At 71.7% G+C, this 19,643-nt stretch carries 17 protein-coding genes, 1 pseudogene and 1 riboswitch; of the genes and pseudogenes, 5 read left to right on the plus strand and 13 right to left on the minus strand.

Features of this window, described 5'->3' with window-relative positions; all coding sequences use genetic code 11:
• Nucleotides 1-97: 97 nt before the first annotated feature.
• The gene (locus ACH4PU_RS00180) at nucleotides 98-1,549 is read right to left on the minus strand and encodes a gamma-aminobutyraldehyde dehydrogenase (protein WP_398263983.1); all 1,452 of its coding nucleotides are present in this window, start codon (nucleotides 1,547-1,549) and stop codon (nucleotides 98-100) included.
• Between the two features lie 165 nt (nucleotides 1,550-1,714).
• Between ACH4PU_RS00180 and ACH4PU_RS00185 the strand changes: the two genes are divergently transcribed.
• The 4 genes from ACH4PU_RS00185 (at nucleotide 1,715) to ACH4PU_RS00200 (ending at nucleotide 5,845) form a co-directional block, all read left to right on the plus strand.
• Nucleotides 1,715-2,236: an Lrp/AsnC family transcriptional regulator gene (locus tag ACH4PU_RS00185; protein WP_398263985.1), complete on the plus strand. Its 522-nt coding sequence runs from the start codon at nucleotides 1,715-1,717 to the stop codon at nucleotides 2,234-2,236.
• Nucleotides 2,221-3,603, plus strand: coding sequence for an aspartate aminotransferase family protein (locus ACH4PU_RS00190; RefSeq protein ID WP_398263987.1), 1,383 nt, complete (start codon nucleotides 2,221-2,223; stop codon nucleotides 3,601-3,603). Before ACH4PU_RS00185 ends, ACH4PU_RS00190 begins: the two co-directional genes overlap by 16 nt.
• Before the next feature lie 299 nt (nucleotides 3,604-3,902).
• Nucleotides 3,903-4,640, plus strand: coding sequence for an ABC transporter ATP-binding protein (locus tag ACH4PU_RS00195; RefSeq protein ID WP_398263989.1), 738 nt, complete (start codon nucleotides 3,903-3,905; stop codon nucleotides 4,638-4,640).
• Nucleotides 4,622-5,845 carry a hypothetical protein gene (locus ACH4PU_RS00200; protein WP_398263991.1) on the plus strand — a complete coding sequence of 408 codons (1,224 nt, stop codon included), beginning with the start codon at nucleotides 4,622-4,624 and terminating at the stop codon, nucleotides 5,843-5,845. The genes ACH4PU_RS00195 and ACH4PU_RS00200 overlap by 19 nt, the downstream gene beginning before the upstream one ends.
• A 154-nt stretch (nucleotides 5,846-5,999) precedes the next feature.
• On the opposite strand, the gene ACH4PU_RS00205 is transcribed toward ACH4PU_RS00200, so the two are convergent.
• The 10 genes from ACH4PU_RS00205 to rpsB form a co-directional block, all read right to left on the minus strand.
• Nucleotides 6,000-6,926 carry a hypothetical protein gene (locus tag ACH4PU_RS00205; RefSeq protein WP_398263993.1) on the minus strand — a complete coding sequence of 309 codons (927 nt, stop codon included), beginning with the start codon at nucleotides 6,924-6,926 and terminating at the stop codon, nucleotides 6,000-6,002.
• 119 nt (nucleotides 6,927-7,045) lie between these two features.
• Nucleotides 7,046-8,074 carry an ABC transporter ATP-binding protein gene (locus tag ACH4PU_RS00210; RefSeq protein WP_398263995.1) on the minus strand — a complete coding sequence of 343 codons (1,029 nt, stop codon included), beginning with the start codon at nucleotides 8,072-8,074 and terminating at the stop codon, nucleotides 7,046-7,048.
• Nucleotides 8,074-9,759 (minus strand): ABC transporter permease, encoded by a 1,686-nt coding sequence (locus ACH4PU_RS00215; protein ID WP_398263997.1) that lies wholly within the window; start codon nucleotides 9,757-9,759, stop codon nucleotides 8,074-8,076. Before ACH4PU_RS00215 ends, ACH4PU_RS00210 begins: the two co-directional genes overlap by 1 nt.
• Nucleotides 9,735-10,832, minus strand: a complete 1,098-nt coding sequence (locus ACH4PU_RS00220) for a thiamine ABC transporter substrate binding subunit (RefSeq protein ID WP_398264000.1) — start codon at nucleotides 10,830-10,832, stop codon at nucleotides 9,735-9,737. Before ACH4PU_RS00220 ends, ACH4PU_RS00215 begins: the two co-directional genes overlap by 25 nt.
• Nucleotides 10,828-10,933, minus strand: a riboswitch (TPP riboswitch). (Overlaps the previous gene by 5 nt.)
• A gap of 68 nt (nucleotides 10,934-11,001) precedes the next feature.
• On the minus strand, nucleotides 11,002-12,108 hold the full coding sequence (rlmN, locus tag ACH4PU_RS00225; RefSeq protein ID WP_398264002.1) for a 23S rRNA (adenine(2503)-C(2))-methyltransferase RlmN: 1,107 nt from the start codon (nucleotides 12,106-12,108) through the stop codon (nucleotides 11,002-11,004).
• A gap of 144 nt (nucleotides 12,109-12,252) precedes the next feature.
• Entirely contained in the window at nucleotides 12,253-13,371 is a 1,119-nt protein-coding gene (locus ACH4PU_RS00230; protein WP_398264004.1) for a phosphatidate cytidylyltransferase, read from the minus strand.
• Nucleotides 13,371-13,928: a ribosome recycling factor gene (gene frr, locus ACH4PU_RS00235; protein ID WP_004944809.1), complete on the minus strand. Its 558-nt coding sequence runs from the start codon at nucleotides 13,926-13,928 to the stop codon at nucleotides 13,371-13,373. Before frr ends, ACH4PU_RS00230 begins: the two co-directional genes overlap by 1 nt.
• 169 nt (nucleotides 13,929-14,097) lie before the next feature.
• Entirely contained in the window at nucleotides 14,098-14,877 is a 780-nt protein-coding gene (gene pyrH, locus ACH4PU_RS00240) for a UMP kinase (protein WP_004944811.1), read from the minus strand.
• Between the two features lie 160 nt (nucleotides 14,878-15,037).
• On the minus strand, nucleotides 15,038-15,874 hold the full coding sequence (gene tsf, locus ACH4PU_RS00245; protein WP_398264007.1) for a translation elongation factor Ts: 837 nt from the start codon (nucleotides 15,872-15,874) through the stop codon (nucleotides 15,038-15,040).
• A gap of 177 nt (nucleotides 15,875-16,051) precedes the next feature.
• Nucleotides 16,052-16,927 (minus strand): 30S ribosomal protein S2, encoded by an 876-nt coding sequence (gene rpsB / locus ACH4PU_RS00250; RefSeq protein ID WP_398264009.1) that lies wholly within the window; start codon nucleotides 16,925-16,927, stop codon nucleotides 16,052-16,054.
• Between the two features lie 322 nt (nucleotides 16,928-17,249).
• Here rpsB and ACH4PU_RS00255 point away from each other — a divergent pair.
• A pseudogene (locus tag ACH4PU_RS00255) lies at nucleotides 17,250-17,780 on the plus strand (M23 family metallopeptidase); the annotation flags it as partial.
• A gap of 251 nt (nucleotides 17,781-18,031) precedes the next feature.
• Here ACH4PU_RS00255 and ACH4PU_RS00260 read toward each other — a convergent pair.
• Both ACH4PU_RS00260 and whiG read right to left on the minus strand, forming a co-directional pair.
• Nucleotides 18,032-18,586, minus strand: coding sequence for a TetR/AcrR family transcriptional regulator (locus ACH4PU_RS00260; RefSeq protein WP_398265266.1), 555 nt, complete (start codon nucleotides 18,584-18,586; stop codon nucleotides 18,032-18,034).
• 119 nt (nucleotides 18,587-18,705) lie between these two features.
• A complete protein-coding gene (gene whiG / locus ACH4PU_RS00265) occupies nucleotides 18,706-19,542 on the minus strand; it encodes an RNA polymerase sigma factor WhiG (RefSeq protein ID WP_398264011.1) in 837 nt (278 codons plus the stop codon).
• Nucleotides 19,543-19,643: the final 101 nt, after the last annotated feature.

Here is a 19,643-nt window from a genome sequence, read left to right on the forward strand (position 1 = left end):
CCCCTCCCGCGCGTACGTACGCGCAGCCGCACGGTTAAACGATAAACGCGGGCCCGGGACACGGCCTGTCCCGGAACCCGCGTTCGGACGCGTGGCGTCAGCCCAGCGACGTCATCACGTGCTTGATCCGCGTGTAGTCCTCGAACCCGTACGCCGACAGGTCCTTCCCGTAGCCGGACTTCTTGAAGCCGCCGTGCGGCATCTCCGCGACCAGCGGGATGTGGGTGTTGATCCACACGCAGCCGAAGTCCAGCCGCTTGGACATCCGCATGGCGCGCGCGTGGTCCTTGGTCCACACCGACGAGGCGAGGGCGTACTCGACGCCGTTGGCGTGGGCGACGGCCTGGTCCTCGTCCGTGAAGGACTGGACGGTGATGACCGGGCCGAAGACCTCGTTCTGGACGATCTCGTCGTCCTGCCTGAGGCCGGAGACGACGGTCGGGGCGTAGAAGTAGCCCTTGTCGCCGACGCGGTGGCCGCCCGCCTCGACCTTGGCGTGCGCCGGGAGGCGGTCGATGAAGCCGGCCACCTGCTTCAGCTGGTTCGCGTTGTTGAGCGGGCCGTAGAGCACGTCCTCGTCGTCCGGCTGCCCGGTCTTCGTGTCGGCCGCGGCCTTGGCGAGGGCGGTGACGAACTCGTCGTGGACGGACTCGTGGACGAGCACGCGGGTGGCGGCCGTGCAGTCCTGGCCCGCGTTGAAGTAGCCGGCCATGGCGATGTCCTCGACGGCCTTGGCGAGGTCGGCGTCCTCGAAGACGACGACGGGCGCCTTGCCGCCGAGCTCCAGGTGGACGCGCTTGACGTCCTTGGCGGCGGACGCGGCGACCTGCTGGCCGGCCCGGACGGAGCCGGTGACGGAGGCCATCGCGGGCACCGGGTGCTCGACCATCAGGCGGCCGGTGTCGCGGTCGCCGCAGACGACGTTGAAGACGCCCTTGGGGTGGCCGAGCTCCTCCAGCACCCCGCCGATGATCTCGGCGAGCAGGACCGTGGAGGCCGGGGTGGTGTCGGACGGCTTGAGGACGACGGTGTTGCCCGCGGCGAGAGCCGGGGCGAACTTCCAGACGGCCATCATCATCGGGTAGTTCCAGGGCGCGACCTGGGCGCAGACGCCCACCGGCTCACGGCGGACGATGGAGGTCATCCCCTCCATGTACTCGCCGGCCGAGCGGCCCTCCAGCAGCCGGGCGGCGCCCGCGAAGAAGCGGATCTGGTCCACCATCGGCGGGACCTCTTCGCTGCGGGTGAGGGCGAGGGGCTTGCCGGTGTTCTCCGACTCGGCGGCGATCAGGTCCTCGGCCCGCGCCTCGATCGCGTCGGCGATCTTGAGCAGGACCTTCTGGCGCTCGGCCGGGACCAGGTCGCGCCAGGCCGGGAACGCCTCCTCGGCGGCGGCCATGGCGGCGTCCACGTCGGCGGCGCCGGACAGCGGAGCGGTGGCGTACACCTCGCCCGTGGCCGGGTTGACCACGTCGGTGGTCCGCCCGTCCGCGGCGTCCCGGAACTCCCCGTTGATGTAGTTGCGCAACCGGCGCGGCTCGGTGGTCACGGTGTGCACCTCTCCTGTGAGATGTCCGAAGGGTGAGACGCCCAGCCTAGCCAGGAGGACCACGTTTTCGATATACCCACCAGCCAGGAGCAACGGAATCGGTCATTCAACTGCCCCGCCACAACGGATTTCATCGCCGGACGCTTGTCATACGGCGGACTCCTCATGCACAGTGGCCGGGTGGCCACGCGTAACACGGATTCAGCGGTTTCAGCGGTTTCAAGGGGCGCCCGCGGCGCACCACCCCTCGACGCCATCTCCCTGGCGATCATCGAACAGCTCCAGGAGGACGGTCGTCGGCCCTACGCCGCCATCGGCAAGGCCGTGGGGCTGTCCGAGGCCGCCGTCCGGCAGCGCGTGCAGAAGCTCCTGGACCAGGGCGTGATGCAGATCGTCGCCGTCACCGACCCGCTCACCGTGGGCTTCCGCCGGCAGGCCATGATCGGAATCAATGTCGAGGGGGACCTCGACCCGGTCGCCGACGCCCTCACCGCGATGGACGAGGTGGAGTACGTCGTGGTGACGGCCGGCTCCTTCGACCTGCTCATCGAGGTCGTCTGCGAGGACGACGACCACCTGCTGGACGTGATCAACAAACGCGTCCGCGTCCTGCCCGGTGTGCGCTCCACCGAGAGCTTCGTCTACCTCAAGCTCCGCAAACAGACCTATACATGGGGAACCCGATAGCCGTGAGCAGCAAGGACCTCTCCCAGACGGCGTACGACCACCTGTGGATGCACTTCACCCGCATGTCGTCGTACGAGAACGCCCCCGTGCCGACGATCGTGCGCGGCGAGGGCACGTACATCTACGACGACAAGGGCAAGCGCTACCTCGACGGCCTGGCCGGGCTGTTCGTGGTCCAGGCGGGCCACGGCCGCGCCGAACTGGCCGAGGCCGCCGCCAAGCAGGCGCAGGAGCTGGCCTTCTTCCCGGTGTGGAGCTACGCCCACCCCAAGGCGATCGAACTGGCCGAGCGGCTGGCCCACTACGCGCCCGGTGATCTCAACAAGGTCTTCTTCACCACGGGCGGCGGCGAGGCCGTCGAGACGGCGTGGAAGCTGGCGAAGCAGTACCACAAGCTCACCGGCAACCCCGGCAAGTACAAGGTGATATCCCGTGCGGTGGCCTACCACGGCACCCCGCAGGGCGCGCTGGCCATCACCGGGCTCCCGGCCCTCAAGGCCCCCTTCGAACCCCTGGTCCCCGGCGCCCACAAGGTCCCCAACACCAACTTCTACCGCGCGCCGATCCACGGCGACGACCCCGAGGCGTTCGGCCGCTGGGCCGCCGACCAGATCGAGCAGCAGATCCTGTTCGAGGGCCCCGACACCGTCGCCGCCGTCTTCCTGGAGCCGGTGCAGAACGCCGGCGGCTGCTTCCCGCCGCCGCCCGGCTACTTCGCGCGGGTACGCGAGATCTGCGACCGGTACGGCGTCCTGCTCGTCTCCGACGAGGTCATCTGCGCCTTCGGCCGGCTCGGGACGATGTTCGCCTGCGACAAGTTCGGCTACGTCCCGGACATCATCACCTGCGCCAAAGGCATGACCTCCGGCTACTCCCCCATCGGCGCGGCCGTGGTCTCCGACCGGATCGCCGAGCCGTTCTTCAAGGGGAAGAACACCTTCCTGCACGGCTACACCTTCGGCGGCCACCCGGTCTCGGCCGCCGTCGCGCTGGCCAACCTCGACCTGTTCGAGCGCGAGGGCCTCAACCGGCACGTGCTGGACCACGAGTCGGCCTTCCGCGCCACCCTGGAGAGGCTGCGCGACCTGCCGATCGTCGGCGACGTGCGCGGCGACGGCTTCTTCTACGGCATCGAGCTGGTGAAGGACCAGGCCACCAAGGAGTCGTTCACGCCCGAGGAGTGCGAGCGGCTGCTCTACGGCTTCGTGTCCAAGCGGCTGTTCGAGGACGGCCTCTACTGCCGGGCCGACGACCGCGGCGACCCGGTCGTCCAGCTCGCCCCGCCGCTCGTCGCCGACCAGGGCACGTTCGACGAGATCGAGCAGATCCTCCGCGGCGTCCTCACCGAGGCGTGGGCGCGAATCTGACGATCCGACGGGCCCGGCGGGGGTCCGCGCGCGCCACGTCGGCGGTGTGCGCGGGCCCCCGCCGCATGCCGACCGCCCCTTCCCGCCCCTCGAGGCCGTTTCCGCCCCCGCACACCCTCTTCACACCCTCGCGCCATGAGCCCGATGGGAGGAAAGTGGGCCACTCCTGGACCACTCCCGCGCCGAGCCTGGACCGGGGCTAGGATCCCCGTTCCGTACGGTGCCAGTGACCCAATGGCCCCCGGTTCGTTCACCCGGACAGGGGAACGGACCCTCCAGCGACCCGAGGTGTGCTCGAAATGGTGGCCCCGCCGGACAACGACGTGCTCTGGGCACGCGGCCTGCACTACTCCTACAACGGTTCCCCCGCCCTCGCAGGCGTGTCCATCGGCATCCGCGAGGGCGAGGTCCTCGCGGTCACCGGGCCGCGCGGCGCGGGGAAGACCACTCTCCTCAAGTGCCTCTCCGGGCAGCTCGTGCCCGACTCCGGCGAGGTCTGGTTCAACAGCGCGCCGGTGCACACCCTCCCCCGCGCGGGGCGCGAACGCCTGCGGCGCGAGCGGTTCGGCTGGATCGACAGCACCCCGCACCTGGTGCCCGAGCTGACCGGCTGGGAGAACGCCGCCCTCCCCCTGCTGGCCCGGGGCACCGGCCACCGCACCGCCAAACAGGCCGCCGCCGAGTGGCTGGAACGCCTCGACGTGGGCGACTGCGCCCGCAAGCGGCCCGCCGCGCTCTCCCGCGCCCAGTGCCAGCGGATCGCCGTCGCCCGCGCCCTGGCCTGCGAGCCCGCCGTCGTCTTCGCCGACGACCCCACCGCGCCGCTGCACAGCACCGACCGGGCCCAGGTCCTGCGCACCCTCACCACCGCGGCCCGCTCGCACCACATCACCGTCGTCCTCGCGACGCCGGACGACGAGGGCGCCGCGCTCGCCGACCGGGCGGTCGGCCTCGCCGACGGCCGCCGGGGCGGCGGCATCCCCGCACCGGACGCGCCCGACGGGGAGGGCAGGGCCGCGTGCTCAGTCTCCGCCTGACCCGGGGCGCGCACCCGCTCGTCCTGCTGCGGCGCGTGCTGGTCGCCGCCGCCGCGGCGGGCGCCGCCTTCCTGCTGCTCTGCGCCCTCGGGTACGCCGTCGCGCACCCGAAGCGGCCGGAGGAGGGGGTCGTGCGGCTGCTGTGGTGCGCGGTCCCCTGCGCGGCGGTCGTGCACTTCGCCCTGGCGGTGGCCCGGACGGACCCCGCCACCCGGCCCCGGGACGGCCTGGACGCGATCGGCCTCGGGCCGGTGCGGCTCGCCCTGCTGGCGGCCGCCTCGACGGCCCTCACCTGCGGCGTCGGCAGCGGCGCGGCCCTGCTCGCCTACCTCGAACTGCGGGGCGACCTCGGCGGCACCCCGCTGAGCGGTACGGCGAACCGGCTGCTGGACGGCGGCCACGCCCTGCCGTGGGCCGCCACCGTGACCCTGCTCGCCCTGTTGCCCGCCGTGAGCGCCGGCGTGTGCGCCCTCGTCCTGCGCCCGCGCGAGGAGCAGCGCAAGCGCCCGGGACCGGCGCACGCCCGTCCGCAGCCGGACGACGCCCCGGCGCCGCGGCGCGGCGCGTCCCCCCGGCCCTCCTACGCCGGGCTCCCGTGGGGCATCGCCGTCATCGCGACCGGCCTGGCGCTGGTGGCGTACGTGGGCCACGCGCCCGCGCCGGAACCGGGCCGGCTGCTCGCCCTCCCCGGCCAGGACGGCGGGGCCTCCCCCGGCCTCCTCGGCGGCTGGCTGCTCACCGTGTTCGGGCTGGTCCTGGCGGGCCCGGGGCTGACGCACTGGTGCGGGGCCGCGCTCGCGGCCGGGCGTCCCGGTCCGGTACGGATGCTGGCGGGGCGCATGCTCCAGGACGCGGCGACGCGGCTGGGCCGGCCGCTGGGCGTGCTGTGCGCGGTCGCCGCCGGCGCGCTGGCCGCCGCCGAGCTCTACGGGGTGGCCTGGGAGGGCGCGGGCCCCCGGCCGTTCGGCCCGCTCACGGGGCTGGGCGCGGCCGTGGTCATGGCCTGCGCGACGGCCACGGCGATCACCGCCGCCCTGGATACGCGGCAGATTCGCTCCGAGACCACGGCGGCGCTGCTGCGGCTCGGTCTGCCGGGGTCGCTGCTGCGCGGCGCCGCCGCTGTCCGGGCTGTCGCCCTGGTCGCCGTTCTCGCCCCGCTGACGTGGGTGGTCGCGGAGCTGGCGGCGCTGCCGCTGACGCGGTGAGGGCCCCGGTCCCGCCCTCGCCGGACGGGCTGACTGGTCAGCCCGTCCGGCGATTGAGGACGCGCGCCGCAGGCGCGCTCGGGGGTGTGGGGGCCCGCCCCCGCAAGAAACGGTGAATGGGGGTGCCCCCTCTGGGGGAGGGACCGGGGCACTCCTACACGCGCTGCGCGGGCGCCTTCGCCTCCTCCACGGCGGGCGGCGTCACGCCGTGACTGTCCGGCTCACCGAACCACGCGACGGCAACCGCCCCCGCCACGGCCAGGATGAACCCCAGAACGGCCACCCAGGCGAACCCCGCCCGAGAGGCGTCACCGAGCAGCAGGACCCCGATGATCCCGGGCAGAATCGTCTCGCCGACGACCAAGGCGGCCGTAGCCCCGTTCACGGACCCGATCTGCAGAGCCACCGTGTGCAGGTACATCCCCACACCACCCGAGATCAGAATCGCGTACAGCGCCGGATCGGCCAGCATCGTGGGCAGATCGAACGGATCGATCCCATCGAGGATCCGGACGCCGACCCCGATGGCGCCGAAGCCCAGTCCGGACAGCAGACCGGCGAGAATCGCGGCCCGGGACCCCATCAGACGCACGGCCACCGTGCCACCGGCCATCAGCACCACGGAGATGATCAGCAGCCACCAGTGCGTCGACCGGGCCGTCTCCCCGCTGCCCTCGTGCCCGGCGGCCGTCGCGAGCAGCACCAGGGCGGCGCAGACGACCGCTATGGACGCCCACTCGGGACGCTTGAGCCGGATGCCGAGCAGCTTGATGCTGAGCAGCGCGGTGACGATCAGGTTGGCGCTGATGACCGTCTGGGAGAGGAAGAGGGGCAGCATCCGGGCCGCGAGGGCACCGAGGACGAAGCCGAGGAAGTCCAGGACCGTGCCGACCATGAACTCCCAGGTCACAGCGGCCTTGGCGGTGGAGGACAGGCTGGGTCCGCCGTGCTGGGTCACGCCCGCCTCGGGGGACGAGGCCGCCTCCCGGAGGGCGGATTTCCGCGATCCGACGGCTTGCAGGACCGAACCCGTGCCGTAGCACGCCGAGGCCGCGACAGCCGTCACCAGGCCGATGATCACCAATTGCTCCGTTCGCCAATGAACCGCCTGCTCCTGAACCAGACGTTCAACGCGGCGCCGAAGTTGCCCAGGGTCAAGAAAAGGTCAAGAAAAAGGTGGGCGCCTTCTCGCCGTATCGCTCAGCCGCCCAGCACTACCACGTGCTCGGCGTCGAACGCGACCCCTGCCCATGCTCCCACCTCCGGCGCGTGCGCCAGCGCGCACGCCGCCTGGAGCGCCGGACCCCGCTCCGGACGGAGCGAGAGCAGCACGTGGTCGCCCCGGAAGGTCCGGGCGGTGACCTCGCACGGCAGTCCATCCGCCACCAGCCGGACGCCACCCGGCCGCACCAGGAGCGAGCACGGGCCCTCCGCCGCACCCGCCGGGACGGGCACCTTGCCCCACGGGGTGTCGGCCCGGTCGCCGGTCACGGTCGCGGGGACGACGTTGTCGAAGCCCAGGAAGCGGGCGACGAACTCGGAGGCGGGCCGCCGCCAGACGTCCAGGGGCGTGCCCTGCTGGGCGATCCGGCCGTCCCTCATCACCACCACCCGGTCGGCGAGCGCGAACGCCTCGCCCTGGTCGTGGGTGACCGCCAGCACGGTCGTGCCGAGCCGTCCGAAGAGCTGCCGCAGTTCGGTCACCAGCCGCTCGCGCAGGCTCCGGTCGAGCTGTCCGAGGGGCTCGTCGAGCATCAGCAGCCGGGGGCTCGGGGCGAGGGCCCGGGCCAGCGCGACGCGCTGCTGCTCGCCGCCGGACAGCGCCGCGACGGACCGCCGCCCGGCGCCCGGCAGACCCACCAGGTCGAGGAGTTCGGCGACCCGTCGCCGGGCCTCGTCCCGTCCGGCGCCGCGGGTGCGCAGCCCGAAGGCGACGTTCGCGGCCACGTCGCGCTGCGGGAAGAGCTGGTGGTCCTGGAACATCAGCCCCACGCCCCGCCGGTGCACGGGCACCCCGCCGACGTCCTCGCCGGACAGGAACACCCGTCCCGCGTCGGCCCGCTGGAGCCCGGCGACCACCCGCAGCAGCGTGGACTTGCCGCTGCCGCTGGGGCCGAGGACGCAGACGACCTCGTGCTCGGCGACGTCGAGGCCGACGGCGTCCAGGACGGTCCGGTCGCCGAAGCGGACGGTGACGCCTTCCAGGCGCAGCATCGGAGCGGACGCCATCAGAACTCCCCCGTGCGGTCGGTACGTACGCGTTCCAGCACCAGCAGCGCCACGGCGCACACCAGCATCAGGATCGTGCTCAGGGCCATCGCCTGCCCGTAGTTCAGCTCCCCGGGCCGGCCCAGCAGCCGGGCCACGGCCACGGGAAGCGTGGGGTTGTCGGGGCGGGCGATGAAGACGGTGGCACCGAACTCGCCCAGGGAGACGGCGAAGGCGAAGCCCGCCGCGACCGCCAGGGCCCGGCCGACCATCGGCAGGTCCACCTCCCGCCAGACCCGGAGCGGAGACGCGCCGAGCACCGCCGCGGCCTCCCGCAGCCGCGGATCGACCGCCCGCAGCACCGGCAGCATCGTCCGCACCACGAACGGCACCCCGACCAGCGCCTGGGCCAGCGGCACCAGGATCCAGGAGGTCCGCAGATCCAGCGGCGGCTCGTCCAGGGCGATCAGGAAGCCGAAGCCGACGGTCACGGCGGAGGTGCCCAGCGGCAGCATCAGCAGCGCGTCGAAGCCGCGGACCAGCCGGCCCTCGCGCCGGGTGAGCGCGGCGGCGGCCAGGCCCCCGACGACGACGGCGATGGCGGTGGCCGCGAGGCCGTACGCCAGCGAGTTGCCGATCGTCTCCAGCGGGGCGACGCCGAGCACACCGTCGTCCCCCGCCGAGGCCAGGGCGCGGTAGAAGGCGAGGCCGTAGCCGTCGGGCCCGTCGAAGGAGCGCAGCACGAGCACCGCGAGCGGCAGGACGAGCAGCCCGGCCACACTGGCCAGCACGGCGGTCAACAGCCAACACTGGGCGGCGCCGCGCGGCCGGCGCGCGGTGCGGCGCGCGTCCACCAGGCGCAGGACGGACTCGCGCCGGCGCACGGTCCACGCGTGCACCAGGAGCAGCGCGGCGACGGCGGCGAACTGGACGAGGGTGAGGACGGCGGCCGTCGGCAGGTCGAGCAGTTCGGCGGTCTGCCGGTAGATCTCCACCTCCAGCGTGGCGTACCTGGGGCCGCCGAGGATCTGGACGGCGCCGAAGGAGGTGAAGGTGAACAGGAAGACCATCAGCGCCGCGGCGGCCACGGCCGGGGCGAGGGCGGGCAGCGTGATCCGCCGCCAGGCGGCGAATCGGCCGGCGCCGAGCACCCGCGCGGCCTCCTCCTGCCGGGGGTCGAGCTGCGCCCAGAGCCCGCCGACGGTCCGGACGACCACGGCGTAGTTGAAGAAGACGTGGGCGAGCAGGATCGCCCAGACGGAGTTGTCGAGCCGGACGCCCCACAGCTCGTCGAGCAGCCCCCGCCGCCCGAGCAGCGCGAGGAAGGCGGAGCCGGCCACCACCGTGGGCAGCACGAACGGGACGGTGACCACCGCCCGCAGCAGTCCCTTGCCGGGGAAGTCGAAGCGCGCCATGACGTACGCGCCGGGGAGCGCGAGCACCAGCGTGAGCGCCGTGGAGGCCGCCGCCTGCCAGGTGGTGAACCACAGGACGTGCCCGGTGGCCGGGTCGGTGAGCACCTCGCCGATCCGGCCGAACCGCCACCGCCCGTCCGCCTTCAGCCCCCGCGTGACGATCGCGGCCACCGGATAGGCGAAGAAGAGGCCGAAGAAGGCCAGCGGGACGGCCATCAGGCCGAGGCGGACGCCCGTCCCTCGCGCTCCGCGATCCTTCGGTGCGGCTACTTCAGGACGATCGAGGACCATGCCTTGACCCACTGATCACGGTTCTTCGCGATCTTCTCGGGGGCGAGCGTCTGCGGGGCGTCGACCGTCGCGCCGAACTTGGTGAACAGCTCGGGCAGCTTGGCGTCCGTCACCACCGGCTTGACGTACATGCTCAGTGGCACGTCCTCCTGGAACCGCTTGCTCAGCAGGAAGTCCAGCAGCGCCTTGCCGCCCTCGGTGTTCTTCGCGCCCTTGAGCAGCCCGGCGTACTCGGTCTGCCGGAAGCAGGTGCCGGTCGCGACGCCGGTCGGCGCCTCGTCCGCCGACTTCGGCCGCTGCTTCATGCCCTGCACCTCGGCCGGCGGGCTGGACGCGTAGGAGACGACGAGGGGCCGGTCGCCCTTGGCCTTGCGGCCGGCGGCGGAGCCGGAGAAGCGGTCGTTGTACGCCTGCTCCCAGCCGTCGACGACCTCGACGCCGTTGTCCTTGAGCTTCTTCCAGTAGTCCTGCCACTTGTCGTCACCGAACTTGGCGACGGTCCCGAGCTGGAAGGCCAGGCCCGGGGAGGAGGTGGCCGCGTTCTCGGTGACCAGCAGGCCCTTGTACTCGGGCTTCACCAGGTCGTCGAAGGTCTTCGGCGGCGCCAGCTTGTGGTCGGTGAAGTAGGCGCGGTCGTAGTTGACGCAGATGTCACCGGAGTCGACCGGCGTCACCCGGTGCTCGGCGTCGTCGGCCCGGAACTCCTTCGCCACCCGGTCCAGGCCCTTGGCCTCGTACGGCTCGAAGATCCCGTTGTCGAGGGCGCGGGAGAGCAGCGTGTTGTCGACGCCGAAGAACACGTCGCCCTGCGGGTGGCTCTTGGAGAGGATCGCCTGGTTCACCGCGCGTCCGGCGTCGCCGCTCTTGAGCGTCTTGACCTTGTAGCCGGTCTGCGCGGTGAACTCCTTGAGCACGTCCGGCGAGGCGACGAACGACTCGTGCGAGACGAGGGTGACCGTCTTGCCGCCGTCGGTCTCCTTGGCCTCGTCAAAGCCGCCGCAGGCCGCGAGGGCCGGAGCGGCCAGGGCGATGACGGCGGCGGCGCCCAGGGCACGCCGGAGGGTGGTGTTCATGGTCGAGCTGACTCCCTACGCCGGTACTAACCGGATCAGGTCCGAGGGTCTGCGGCGCGGGCCGCACTCTCAGCGCTGTGTGCGCTCCCCTGTCGGATTGTTCATTTGTACGAGCGGTGCGAGTGCACCGTACCAGTGCGCCCGCCCGCTCCCCCGCCGTCGGCGGGGCTCAGCGCTCGGTCGCCGCCAGCTGGCCGCAGGCGCCGTCGATCTCCTGACCGCGCGTGTCCCGGACGGTGACCGGGACGCCGTGGGCGGCGATCGCCGCGACGAACGCCCGCTCGTCCTCCGGACGGGACGCCGTCCACTTGGAGCCCGGCGTGGGGTTCAGCGGGATCAGGTTGACGTGCACCCGCTTGCCCTTGAGCAGCCGGCCCAGCAGGTCACCACGCCACGCCTGGTCGTTGATGTCCCTGATCAGGGCGTACTCGATGGAGATCCGGCGGCCGGACTTCTCCGCGTACTCCCAGGCCGCGTCCAGGACCTCGCGGACCTGCCAGCGGGTGTTGACCGGGACGAGCGTGTCGCGCAGCTCGTCGTCGGGCGCGTGCAGCGAGACCGCGAGGCGGCACTTGAAGCCCTCGTCGGCGAACCGGTGCATCGCGGGCACCAGGCCGACGGTGGAGACGGTGATGCCGCGCTGCGACAGCCCGACGCCGTCGGGCTCCGGGTCGGTCAGCCGGCGGATCGCGCCGACGACGCGCTTGTAGTTGGCCAGCGGCTCGCCCATGCCCATGAAGACGATGTTCGACAGCCGCGCGGGCCCGCCGGGCACCTCGCCGTCGCGCAGCGCCCGCATGCCGTCCACGATCTGGTGCACGATCTCGGCGGTCGACAGGTTGCGGTCCAGACCGGCCTGGCCGGTGGCGCAGAACGGGCAGTTCATCCCGCAGCCGGCCTGTGAGCTGATGCACATGGTGACCCGGTCCGGGTAGCGCATCAGGACGGACTCGACGAGCTTGCCGTCGTGCAGCCGCCACAGCGTCTTGCGGGTGGTGTCGTCGTCGCACGAGATGTGCCGCACCACGCTCATCAGCTCCGGCAGCAGTTCGCCCGCGAGCTTCTCGCGGGCGCCGGCCGGGATGTCCGTCCACTGCGCGGGGTCGTGCGCGTACCGTGCGAAGTAGTGCTGGGACAGCTGCTTCGCCCGGAAAGGCTTCTCACCGATGGCGGCGACGGCCTCCTTGCGCTCGGCGGGCGAGAGGTCGGCGAGGTGCCGCGGGGGCTTCTTGGCTCCGCGGGGGGCTACGAAAGTCAGTTCTCCGGGCTTAGGCATGATGTTTCAAGTGTCGCAGATGTGCGGGCGGGGCCCGCCGTCCTGTGGACAACGGGCCCCGCCCGAGGGGAATACGCAGGTCAGCCCAGGTTCAGCCGGCGCCGACGAAAGCGACCAGCAACAACCACGCCGCTGGCGCCCTCGTCAGCCCGCGCCGACGAAAGCCACCAGCAACAGCCACACCACCGGCGCCGTCGGCAGCAGCGAATCCAGCCGGTCCATGATCCCGCCATGCCCCGGCAGCAGCCGGCCCATGTCCTTGATGCCCAGGTCCCGCTTGATCATCGACTCGCCGAGGTCGCCCAGAGTCGCGCTCACCGCGACGGCCAGGCCGAGCAGCAGGCCCTGCCACCACACCCCGTCGTCGATCAGGAAGCGCATGCACAGCGCGCCCGCCGCCATGGCGAACAGCACCGCGCCGATCAGCCCCTCGCGGGTCTTGCCGGGGCTGATGCGCGGCGCCAGCTTGCGCTTGCCGAAGCGCCAGCCCACCGCGTAGGCGCCGGTGTCGCTGACCACCGTGAGGATCAGGAAGGTCAGCACCCGCCAGGCACCGTCGGCGGCGGCGAGCATCAGGGCCACGAAGGTGGCCAGGAACGGCACGTAGAACGCGGCGAAGATGCCCGCCGTGACGTCCTTGAGGTAGTCGTCCGGCGGCTCGGTCATCCGCCAGATCAGCACGGCGAGCGCGGTGAGGGCCATGGCCACCCACGCGCCCTCGGCACCGTCGGCGTACCCGGCGACGATCATCGCGGCCCCGCCGATGGCGAGCGGCACCAGGGGCGCCTTGATGCCCTTGCGCTCCGCGAGCCGGGAGGTGAGCTCCCACAGCCCGACCACCACGGCGATCACGATCACGCCGAGGAAGACGGGCTTGTAGACGAAGAGCGAGGCGACGATGACCGCGCCGAGCCCCAGGCCCACCCCTATCGCGGCCCGCAGATCGCGGCCCGCGCTCTTCTTCCCCGCCTTGGGCGCCTGGGGGGCGGCGGGTTCGTGCGGCCGGATGTCGGGCTCCCCTCGGTCACGGTCGTCGCGATGGTCACGGCCGTCGCGTTCGTCACGGAACAGGGGGCCACCGAGGTGAGCGGCCCCCTGGTCACGGTCCTCCTGGTCTCCGCCTGCGTCGGGCACGATCGGCATGGGCCGAGTCTGCGCCGCCACGGCCGCTTCGCGCACTGGACCCGCCGGGAACGGGGTGTGCCGGTCGGCGGATCCCCACTGCCCGGCGCGCGACGGGGTTCCCCAGGATGCGTCGTTCATCAGACCTCGAGCAGCTCGGATTCCTTGTGCTTGAGCAGCTCGTCCACCTGCGCCACGTACTTCGCGGTGGTGTCGTCGAGCTCCTTCTCGGCGCGGCGCACCTCGTCCTCGCCGGACTCCTTGTCCTTGACGAGCTTGTCCAGGGCGTCCTTGGCCTTGCGGCGGATGGAGCGGATCGAGACCTTGGCGTCCTCGCCCTTGCCCTTGGCGACCTTGATGAACTCCCGGCGGCGCTCCTCGGTGAGCTCGGGGAAGTTCACTCGGATGATGTTGCCGTCGTTGCTGGGGTTGACGCCCAGGTCGGAGTCGCGGATGGCCTGCTCGATGTTGCGCAGGGCGCTCTTGTCGAACGGGGTCACCACGGCCATGCGCGGCTCGGGGACCGAGAACGACGCCAGCTGGTTGATGGGCGTCAGCGCACCGTAGTAGTCCGCCACGATCTTGTTGAACATCGCCGGGTGGGCACGCCCGGTGCGGATCGCCGCGAAGTCCTCCTTGGCGACCACAACGGCCTTCTCCATCTTCTCCTCGGCTTCGAGGAGGATCTCTTCGATCACCACTTGCTCCTGGTGTTATCAGTAAGCAGAGCCTCGCCCCTGCGCGCGTCTTCTCCTGCACGGTGTCCGACCGGCAGGCGGTTGTCCATCCCCGGGCCGTGGTCTTCCCGCGGCCCCGGGTTGCCGTCCGCCGGTGCCCGGGGGCGCGGCGGACGGCCGTACGGGCGTCTCAGTCCCGCGTGCCCTGGTCGCTCACGAGCGTGCCGATCTTCTCACCCTTGACGGCGCGGGCGATGTTGCCCTCGGCGAGCAGCTCGAACACCAGGATCGGCAGCTTGTTGTCCATGCACAGGCTGATGGCGGTGGCGTCGGCGACCTTGAGGCCGCGCGCCAGCACCTCGCCGTACTCCAGGGCGTCGAACTTCACCGCGGCGGGGTTCTTCTTCGGGTCCGAGTCGTAGATCCCGTCGACGCCGTTCTTGCCCATGAGGATCGCCTCGGCGTGGATCTCCAGGGCGCGCTGGGCGGCGGTGGTGTCGGTGGAGAAGTAGGGCATGCCCATGCCGGCGCCGAAGATCACGACGCGGCCCTTCTCCAGGTGGCGCACGGCGCGCAGCGGGATGAACGGCTCGGCGACCTGGCCCATGGTGATGCCGGTCTGGACCCGGGTCTCCACGCCTTCCTTCACCAGGAAGTCCTGGAGGGCGAGGCTGTTCATCACCGTGCCGAGCATGCCCATGTAGTCGGAGCGCGCCCGGTCCATGCCGCGCTGCTGGAGCTCGGCGCCGCGGAAGAAGTTGCCGCCGCCGATGACGACGGCGATCTCGTAGCCCTCGCGGACCACGGCCGCGATCTCCCGGGCGATGGCGTGCACGATATCGGGGTCGACACCGAGCCCTCCGCCGCCGGCGAAGGCCTCGCCGGACAGTTTCAGCAGGAACCGGCGGGGTTTCCCGTGGTCGTCGCTCTTGCCGTCGGCGGCCCTGTGGGCGTCCGCACCCTGATTCATTGGAGTTCTCCTCGTGCACATACGAAGAAGGCCATTGCCGGTGGGTCCTTTCGGTTCCCTGTGCGGCAATGGCCTCCTCGTCACATCAGCGGCCGGCCGGTGACCGGTCGGCTGCGTACGACCCTAGCGGGTCGCGGGTCAATCGCTGCCCTGCCGGGGCTCAGGCGCCGACGCGGATGCGGGCGAAGCGCTTCAGCGTGACGCCGGCCTCGTCCAGGATCTTCTGGACGGTCTTCTTGTTGTCCTTGGCGAAGGGCTGGTCCAGCAGGACCTGCTCCTTGAAGAAGCCGGTGACGCGACCCTCGACGATCTTCGGAAGGGCGGCCTCGGGCTTGCCCTCCTCACGCGCGGTGGCCTCGGCGACGCGGCGCTCGTTCTCCACGACGTCGGCCGGGATGGCGTCACGGGAGAGGAACTTCGGCGCGAACGCGGCGATGTGCTGCGCGACGTCCTTCGCGACCTCGGCGTTCTCCTTGTCCAGCTCGACCAGGACGCCGACCTGCGGGGGCAGGTCCGCGGCGGTGCGGTGCATGTACGCGGAGACGTAGCCGCCGGCGAACGCGGCGAAGCGGTCCACGACGATCTTCTCGCCCAGGGTGGCGTTGGCCTCGTCGATGAACGCCTGGACGGTCTTGCCGGCCTCGATCTCGGAGGCGAGCAGGGCCTCGATGTCGGCGGGGGCGGTCTTGGCGACGTGGGCGGCGAGCGCGTCGGCCACGGCGATGAACTTCTCGCCCTTGGCGACGAAGTCGGTCTCGCACTTCAGCTCGACGATGACACCGGAGGTGTTGTCGTCGGCGATGGAGGAGACGACGGCGCCGTTCTCGGTCGTGCGGGACTCGCGCTTGGCGACGCCCTTCAGGCCCTTGACGCGGACGATCTCGACGGCCTTCTCGAGGTTGCCCTCGGCCTCGTCGAGCGCCTTCTTGCAGTCCATCATGCCGGCGCCGGTGAGCTCACGGAGCTTCTTGACGTCAGCGGCGGTGAAGTTCGCCATCGTTGAAATCCTTCTTGTGCACTGTGCCCCGCCGTGCCGCTCGGCACCCGGCGGGGCAGGTCCGTCTTGAGGTCACCACGACGGCCGGTCCCGTCCACCGGACGGAACCCGGCCGTGGATCCACCAGGGACGGCGGGGTCACGCTGTACGTGGCCCCCGCCGTCCGGTACGGCAGGGTCAGGCCTGCTCGGCGTCCGCGGCCGGCTTCTCGGCCTCGGCCTCGGCGGGAGCCTCGGCAGCGGGAGCCTCGGCGGCGGCCGGGGCCTCCTCAGCCTTCTTCTCGCCCTCGAGCAGGTCGCGCTCCCACTCGGCCAGCGGCTCGCCGGCCTTCTCGCCCGGCTTCTGGTCGCCGGTCGCGGCACCGGAACGGGCGATGAGGCCCTCGGCGACGGCGTCGGCGATCACGCGGGTGAGCAGGGTGACGGAGCGGATCGCGTCGTCGTTGCCCGGGATCTTGTAGTCGACCTCGTCGGGGTCGCAGTTGGTGTCGAGGATGGCGACGACCGGGATGCGGAGCTTGCGCGCCTCACCGACGGCGATGTGCTCCTTCTTGGTGTCCACGATCCAGACGGCGCTGGGCACCTTCTGCATCTCGCGGATACCGCCGAGGGTCTTCTCCAGCTTGGCCTTCTCGCGGGAGAGGACCAGGAGCTCCTTCTTGGTGAGGCCGGAGGCGGCCACATCCTCGAAGTCGATGAGCTCGAGCTCCTTCAGGCGCTGCAGGCGCTTGTAGACGGTCGAGAAGTTGGTGAGCATGCCGCCCAGCCAGCGCTGGTTGACGTAGGGCATGCCGACGCGGGTCGCCTGCTCGGCGATCGCCTCCTGGGCCTGCTTCTTCGTACCGACGAACATGATGGAGCCACCGTGCGCGACGGTCTCCTTGACGAACTCGTAGGCGCGGTCGATGTACGACAGCGACTGGAGCAGGTCGATGATGTAGATGCCGTTGCGCTCCGTGAAGATGAAACGCTTCATCTTCGGGTTCCAACGACGGGTCTGGTGACCGAAGTGGACGCCGCTCTCCAGCAGCTCCCGCATCGTGACGACGGCCATGGCCGTGCTCCTTGTGATATTCGGTTTCCACGGCGGCCGGGCGGCCGCCGCTCCTGACGCCCCGGAGCGCCCGCCGTGCGCCGCTCCCCTGTCGGGGAGCCGTTCACGGACCGAGGGACGCGGCCACCGCGCTGCCCGGAAAGGGTCTGACGCGACGGTGGCGGGGCGTGCGAAGTCGACCCGGTGACCCGGATCGCCAAGAGAAGTGTACGGGACCGGGGAAGGGGCGGGTGACGGGCTTGTCCACAACCGGCGAGTAGTCCACAGGCACGGGTCAAGATCCCCTGGAATCGCGGGGTTCCGCCACGGTGGGCGCATGTCTATGCGAAGGATCTTGCGGCTTCTTCTGGCGGCGGCGGTGGCCGCGGTCACGCTCGTCTGTGCGCTGCCGGCGGCGGCCGGTGACGAGGCCCCGGCCCCGCCGGCCGCCCGGGCCTGGCCGGTGGGCACCCGGCCGGCGGTCCTGCGCGGCTGGGATCCCCCCGCCGCGCCCTGGGCCCGTGGCCACCGGGGCGTCGACCTGGCCGCCACCCCCGGCGACCCGGTCCGGGCGGCCGCCGACGGCGTCGTCTCCTTCGTCGGGACGGTGGCCGGGCGGGGTGTGGTGTCCGTGGAGCTTCCGGGGACCGGTGACCCGCCGTTGCGGACGACGTACGAGCCGGTGGTGGCCGGAGTGCGGCGAGGGGATCGGGTGGCGGCGGGTGCGGTGCTGGGCGAACTGGGGCCCGGGCCCTGGCATTGTGCTGCGGGCTGTCTGCACTGGGGGTTGTTGCGGGGGCGGGAGTATCTGGATCCGCTGGGGTTGCTGCCGGGGTGGATGGTGCGGCGGGGGCCGTCGCGGTTGTTGCCCCTGTCCCTCCCCCAGAGGGGGGACCCCCACTTCGCCGTTTCCTGGGGCTACGCCCCAGACCCCTTTGTCCTCAAACGCCGGACGGGCTGGTATAGCGCGCCCGGGCGCGCTATACCAGCCCGTCCGGCGTTTGAGGACGAGCGGCGAAGCCGCGACAAGGGGGTGCGGGGGCTCGCCCTCGCAAGAAACTGGGGGCACCTCCCAGCGGTAGCTGGGGGAGAAAGGGCGGGACCGGGGCACCCCCACCCGGGGCGTCAGCCCCGAACCCCCCGCAACGCCATCCCCACCGCGACAGCGGTGACCCGCTCCGGCTCCTCCACACCCAGCTCGATCCGCCGGACAGCCGCGTCCACGACACCCTGAAGCATCATGGCGACCAGCCGCGGCTCCTCATGCCCGAGCGCCACCAAAGCCTCGCCCACCATCGAGATCAACCCGCCATGCGCGGCCCGAATCTTCTCCCGAGCGGCAGCGTCCAGCTCACCGGCGGAGATCGCGACGACGGCACGGTGCCGCCGGTCCCCCACCAGCGCCAGCTGCCGCCGCACATACGCCTCGATCTTCGCCTCCGGCGTATCCGCCTCCGCCATGGCGGACTCGACCTCGGCCGCCCAGACGGGGAAGTCGACGGCGCACAGCTCCTCGACGACGGCCGCCCGGGAGCGGAAGTACTCATAGACGGAGGACCGGGCGAGTCCGGTGCGCTCGGCGAGGGCGGGGAAGGTGAGCGCTTCCGTACCACCCTCGGACAACAGGGAGCGGGCGGCGTCCAGCAGGGCGTCGCGCTGCATCGTCCGGTGCTCGGCCACTGAGGCCGCTCGAATCCTGGGCACGGTTCCACTTTACGGACCTGGGAGGAAAGAGACGAGGTCGGAGCGGCGGTTGGACGCCGGGACCGGCCCGGCCCCGGCCGCCCCCGGCCCGTTCCTCAGCGGCCCACGTCCGCGAGCTTGGCCCGCAGCTGGAGCACCGACTTGGTGTGGATCTGACTGACCCGGCTCTCGGTGACACCGAGCACCTGGCCGATCTCGGCGAGGGTGAGTCCCTCGTAGTAGTAGAGGGTGACCACCGTCTTCTCCCGTTCCGGGAGGGTGTTGACGGCCCGGGCGAGCAGCCGGCGGAGTTCGTGGTCCTCGGCGACCTCGACGGGGTCGTCGGCCGCCGTGTCCTCCAGGGTGTCCATCAGGCTGAGCCGGTCGCCGCCCTCGCCCCCGACGTGCAGCAGCTCCTCCAGGGCGACGACGTTCGCCAGAGACAACTGGCTGAAGACGGTGTGCAGTTCGTCGAGGGGGATGTCCATCTCGGCGGCCACCTCCGCCTCGGAGGGCGTCCGGTGGAGGGTGGCCTCCAGGGTGGCGTAGGCGCGCTCCACGGCCCGCGCCTTCTGCCGGACGGACCGGGGGATCCAGTCCAGCGCCCGCAGTTCGTCGATCATCGCGCCCCGGATGCGGGTGATCGCGTAGGTCTCGAACTTGATGGAGCGGGCGGGATCGAACTTCTCGATCGCGTCGATCAGTCCGAAGATCCCGGACGAGACGAAGTCCGCCTGCTCCACATTGGACGGCAGCCCGACGCTGACCCGTCCCGCCACGTACTTCACCAGCGGTGAGTAGTGAAGGATCAGCTGCTCCCGCAGCCTTTCGTCACCCGACGCCTTGTACGAGCGCCACAGCTCGTCGAGGGTCGAGGGTGCGGGCGGGCGGGCGGCGCCGCGCGCCGCGGGCGGCGCCGCCGCGCGGTCCGATCCGGAGGGTTGCTGGGGCATTCGTCGTCTTGAGCCGTTCTGCTGTGACGTGGATCAGGTGCGACAGGATCCATCCGCATGGCCGGAATCCCGTGAGCGTAGCGTGACCGGCGCGCTGCGGG

It is taken from the genome of Streptomyces sp. NPDC021100, from assembly GCF_044333095.1.
Taxonomy (GTDB): Bacteria; Actinomycetota; Actinomycetes; order Streptomycetales; family Streptomycetaceae; genus Streptomyces.